At 49.0% G+C, this 5,607-nt stretch carries 2 tRNA genes and 3 rRNA genes; all 5 read right to left on the bottom strand.

Going from position 1 to position 5,607, the window contains the following annotated elements:
- Positions 1-8: 8 nt before the first annotated feature.
- Positions 9-119: ribosomal RNA gene (rrf, locus tag CHU92_RS04995) — 5S ribosomal RNA — on the bottom strand.
- Between the two features lie 163 nt (positions 120-282).
- Positions 283-3,201 (bottom strand): 23S ribosomal RNA (locus CHU92_RS04990).
- A 201-nt stretch (positions 3,202-3,402) separates the two neighbouring features.
- A tRNA-Ala gene (locus CHU92_RS04985) sits at positions 3,403-3,476 on the bottom strand.
- Between the two features lie 157 nt (positions 3,477-3,633).
- Positions 3,634-3,707 (bottom strand) — tRNA-Ile (locus CHU92_RS04980).
- A 175-nt stretch (positions 3,708-3,882) separates the two neighbouring features.
- Positions 3,883-5,400, bottom strand: a 16S ribosomal RNA gene (locus CHU92_RS04975).
- Together the 16S, 23S and 5S rRNA genes with 2 tRNA genes alongside form the textbook arrangement of a ribosomal RNA operon.
- Between the last annotated feature and the right edge of the window lie 207 nt (positions 5,401-5,607).

Genomic DNA, 5,607 nt, shown 5'->3' with positions numbered 1-5,607 from the left:
TTTCTAAAGGAAGGCGATGACATACTCTCCCACAATTGCTGCAGTACCATCTGCGCTGGCGGGCTTAACTTCTCTGTTCGGAATGGGAAGAGGTGAGCCCCGCCGCAATAATCACCTTAAGTTTTTTGAGCCAAAAGCCACTAGCTTTTATACTCATCCACAGTAACTTTTGGCTTGTGCCTGGTTACTTGTGGCTAATACGTTAACATATCGCGATAAAGAAACTATAGAAGTTGTATTTAGAAAGTTCGCTCCCCTTCCTCTGCAGGAAGGGGGAGCTGCGCACATAAGCTTACAGGTTATTAGTACTACTCGGCTATGACATTACTGCCTTTACACCTGTAGCCTATCAACGTGGTCATCTTCCACGACCTTTAAAAGAAATCTCATCTTGTGGTGGGTTTCGCGCTTATATGCTTTCAGCGCTTATCCCTTCCCGACGTAGCTACTCTGCGGTGCCCCTGGCGGGACAACAGATACACTAGAGGTCAGTCCAACTCGGTCCTCTCGTACTAGAGTCAGATCCACTCAAATTTCTAACGCCCGCAGTAGATAGAGACCGAACTGTCTCACGACGTTCTGAACCCAGCTCGCGTGCCACTTTAATGGGCGAACAGCCCAACCCTTGGGACCTTCTCCAGCCCCAGGATGTGACGAGCCGACATCGAGGTGCCAAACCCCCCCGTCGATATGAGCTCTTGGGGGAGATCAGCCTGTTATCCCCGGCGTACCTTTTATCCTTTGAGCGATGGCCCTTCCATGCGGAACCACCGGATCACTATGCTCTACTTTCGTACCTGATCGACCTGTATGTCTCTCAGTCAAGCTCCCTTATGCCATTGCACTCTACGCACGGTTACCAAGCGTGCTGAGGGAACCTTTAGAAGCCTCCGTTACTCTTTTGGAGGCGACCACCCCAGTCAAACTACCCACCAAGCAATGTCCCCCACAATACGGGGTTAGGCCTCAGATAAGCAAAGGGTGGTATTTCAACAATGACTCCACAACGCCTGGCGACGCCGCTTCATAGTCTCCCACCTATCCTACACATCACTTATCCAAGGTCAATACTAAGCTATAGTAAAGGTGCACAGGGTCTTTTCGTCCCACTGCGGGTAATCGGCATCTTCACCGATACTACAATTTCACCGAGCTCATGGCTGAGACAGTGTCCAGATCGTTACACCATTCGTGCAGGTCGGAACTTACCCGACAAGGAATTTCGCTACCTTAGGACCGTTATAGTTACGGCCGCCGTTTACTGGGGCTTCAATTCAATGCTTCTGCGCCGAGGCGCATAACATCTCCTCTTAACCTTCCAGCACCGGGCAGGTGTCAGGCCCTATACATCATCTTACGATTTAGCAGAGCCCTGTGTTTTTGATAAACAGTCGCCTGGACCTTTTCACTGCGGCCACGATTGCTCGTGGCGACCTTTCTCCCGAAGTTACAGGTCTATTTTGCCTAATTCCTTAGCCATGAATCTCTCGAGCACCTTAGGATTCTCTCCTCGACTACCTGTGTCGGTTTACGGTACGGGTACTTATAACTTAAGTTTAGAGGGTTTTCTTGGAAGCCCTTAGGCGCACTATCTCTTTGCCCGAAGGCTCCGAGTACTATCGTATTTCACCAGTCCCTGCGCATTTGACTACAGGGCCTATAGCTAGGTACTTCAACGGACTATTCCGTCAGTCCGCGGCGCTTTCATCACTCCGTCGCCCCATCACAATTATAAGTAGTACGGGAATATTAACCCGTTGGCCATCGACTAGCCCTTTCGGGGTTGCCTTAGGTCCCGACTAACCCTCAGCTGATTAGCATAGCTGAGGAAACCTTAGTCTTTCGGTGGGGGTGTTTCTCGCACCCCTTATCGTTACTTATGCCTACATTTTCTTTTCTATACGCTCCAGCAATACTCACATATCACCTTCAACGCCCATAGAATGCTCCCCTACCACAGATTATTCTGTCCATAGCTTCGGTAGTATACTTATGCCCGATTATTATCCATGCTCGTCCGCTCGACTAGTGAGCTGTTACGCACTCTTTAAATGAATGGCTGCTTCCAAGCCAACATCCTAGCTGTCTGGGCAGACAAACCTCGTTTTTTCAACTTAGCATACATTTGGGGACCTTAGCTGATGGTCTGGGTTCTTTCCCTCTCGGACATGGACCTTAGCACCCATGCCCTCACTGCTGTAAATCATTATATAGCATTCGGAGTTTGTCAGGAATTGGTAGGCGGTGAAGCCCCCGCATCCAATCAGTAGCTCTACCTCTATATAACTATTATCAGCGCTGCACCTAAATGCATTTCGGGGAGTACGAGCTATTTCCGAGTTTGATTGGCCTTTCACCCCTACCCACAGGTCATCCGAAGACTTTTCAACGTCAACCGGTTCGGACCTCCACTGTGTGTTACCACAGCTTCATCCTGCCCATGGGTAGATCACACGGTTTCGCGTCTACCACTACTGACTCAGCGCTCGCGCGCTTTCAGCCCCGAAGGCTGAATCTCGCCCTATTCAGACTCGCTTTCGCTACGGATCCACACCTGAAGTGCTTATCCTTGCCAGCAACGGTAACTCGTAGGCTCATTATGCAAAAGGCACGCCGTCATCCGCACAGGCGGACTCCGACCGCTTGTAGGCGTATGGTTTCAGGTTCTATTTCACTCCGTTATTCACGGTTCTTTTCACCTTTCCCTCACGGTACTGGTTCACTATCGGTCTCTCAGGAGTATTTAGCCTTGGCGGATGGTCCCGCCGGATTCAGACAGGGTTTCACGTGCCCCGCCCTACTCAGGATACCCCTATCCTTTACATCCCTTACCTGTACGGGGCTATCACCCTGTATCGCCCAACTTTCCAGTTGGTTCCAGTTCAGTTTGCAAGAAATATCGGAGTCCTACAACCCCATCATTGCCGTAACAATAATGGTTTGGGCTATTCCGCTTTCGCTCGCCACTACTCACGGAATCACTTTTGTTTTCTTCTCCTCTGCCTACTTAGATGTTTCAGTTCAGCAGGTTTGCCTCCGCCTACGGCGGATACTATGTCTTCAACATAGTGGGTTGCCCCATTCGGATATCTGCGGATCACCTCGTATGTGCCAATCCCCGCAGCTTTTCGCAGCTTATCACGTCCTTCTTCGCCTCTGAGAGCCACAGGCATCCCCCATACGCCCTTATTTTGCTTATTGTGCTTTTACTTAGTAACTAGTTAATAGGCAATGGCCACTAGTGGCTAATTGCTTTTGGCTAATCACTAAAATGTGCTTTCTATATTTTTTCTTTTGTTTCTTATCGCAATATGTCAATGAACTTTTTCAAGGCACAAGTATTCAGCCATCAGGCACTAGCTAAACTAGTGGCTTTTGACTTATGGCTTGTGGCTTAAATCGTGGAGAATATCGGAGTCGAACCGATGACCTCCTGCGTGCAAGGCAGGCGCTCTAGCCAGCTGAGCTAATCCCCCGTTTCATAGTTGACAGTTAACAGTTGACAGTTAACAGTCCTTGACGGTTCACTATGCAGTGTAACTCAACTTCTAAAATTTCCTTTTAAAGATTTTCAAGAGCTTTTCTTCCAGATCAACTTTAAACTTTAAACATTTAAACCTTGAACTAAAGCTGTAGTCCCGGGCAGACTCGAACTGCCGACCCCTACATTATCAGTGTAGTACTCTAACCAGCTGAGCTACGAGACTTTGTGTTTTGGATTTTTAGATTGTTCGATTTTTAGATTATTAGACTTATCTAACAATCTGGCCATCTAATGATCTAACAATCTTCTTCAGCTCTCTTCTTCTTTGTATTTTTTGAACTAACAGCAGAGGGTAAGATAACCGCAAACAAGCCCTAAGGGCGCTTCGCGTTCTCTAGAAAGGAGGTGTTCCAGCCGCACCTTCCGGTACGGCTACCTTGTTACGACTTAGCCCCAGTTACCAGTTTTACCCTAGGCAGCTCCTTGCGGTCACCGACTTCAGGTACCCCCAGCTTCCATGGCTTGACGGGCGGTGTGTACAAGGCCCGGGAACGTATTCACCGGATCATGGCTGATATCCGATTACTAGCGATTCCAGCTTCACGGAGTCGAGTTGCAGACTCCGATCCGAACTGTGACCGGCTTTATAGATTCGCTCCCACTCACGTGGTGGCTGCTCTCTGTACCGGCCATTGTAGCACGTGTGTAGCCCAGGACGTAAGGGCCGTGATGATTTGACGTCATCCCCACCTTCCTCACGGTTTGCACCGGCAGTCTTGTTAGAGTTCCCGACTTGACTCGCTGGCAACTAACAACAGGGGTTGCGCTCGTTATAGGACTTAACCTGACACCTCACGGCACGAGCTGACGACAACCATGCAGCACCTTGTAAAGTGTCCGAAGAAAAGGATGTTTCCACCCCTGTCACCCTACATTTAAGCCCTGGTAAGGTTCCTCGCGTATCATCGAATTAAACCACATGCTCCACCGCTTGTGCGGGCCCCCGTCAATTCCTTTGAGTTTCAGGCTTGCGCCCGTACTCCCCAGGTGGGATACTTATCACTTTCGCTTAGCCACTCAGTCTTACAACCAAACAGCTAGTATCCATCGTTTACGGCGTGGACTACCAGGGTATCTAATCCTGTTCGCTCCCCACGCTTTCGTCCATCAGCGTCAATAAACTGTTAGTAACCTGCCTTCGCAATCGGTATTCCATGTAATATCTAAGCATTTCACCGCTACACTACATATTCTAGCTACTTCACAGTTATTCAAGTCCTGCAGTATCAATGGCAGTGCGACAGTTAAGCTGCCGGATTTCACCACTGACTTACAAAACCGCCTACGGACCCTTTAAACCCAATGATTCCGGATAACGCTCGGATCCTCCGTATTACCGCGGCTGCTGGCACGGAGTTAGCCGATCCTTATTCTTACGGTACCGTCAAGACCCTTCACGAAGGGTGGTTTCTTCCCGTACAAAAGCAGTTTACAATCCATAGGACCTTCATCCTGCACGCGGCATGGCTGGTTCAGGCTTGCGCCCATTGACCAATATTCCTCACTGCTGCCTCCCGTAGGAGTCTGGTCCGTGTCTCAGTACCAGTGTGGGGGATCTCCCTCTCAGGACCCCTACCCATCATCGCCTTGGTATGCCGTTACCATACCAACTAGCTAATGGGACGCATGCTCATCCTGCACCAATAAATCTTTAATAATAATGTGAGGCCACACCATTATACCATAAGGTATTAATCCAAATTTCTCTGGGCTATCCCTTAGTGCAGGGCAGATTGCATACGCGTTACGCACCCGTGCGCCGGTCTCAAGGAAGCAAGCTTCCTCTACCCCTCGACTTGCATGTGTTAGGCCTGCCGCTAGCGTTCATCCTGAGCCAGGATCAAACTCTTCATCGTATATTGTAATATCGTACGACGCGCCTATCTTGGCTTTTATCCGCGATTCTCTTACGCTCTCTTTTTTGCTGTCAATCCAATATGTCTATGAACGTGTCTTCTTTTTTTTCGCCAACCTCTCAGTTAGCGGGTGCAAAAGTACAACTTATTTTTTACCAGGCAAGCGTTATGAAAAAAAATATTCCTTTTTTTTCTCCCGCCTTTTTT

The organism is Flavobacterium cyanobacteriorum (genome assembly GCF_002251835.1).
GTDB lineage: Bacteria > Bacteroidota > Bacteroidia > Flavobacteriales > Flavobacteriaceae > Flavobacterium > Flavobacterium cyanobacteriorum.
The sequence above is the reverse complement of the archived record's forward strand: the minus strand, read 5'-3'. Positions and strand labels throughout refer to the sequence as shown.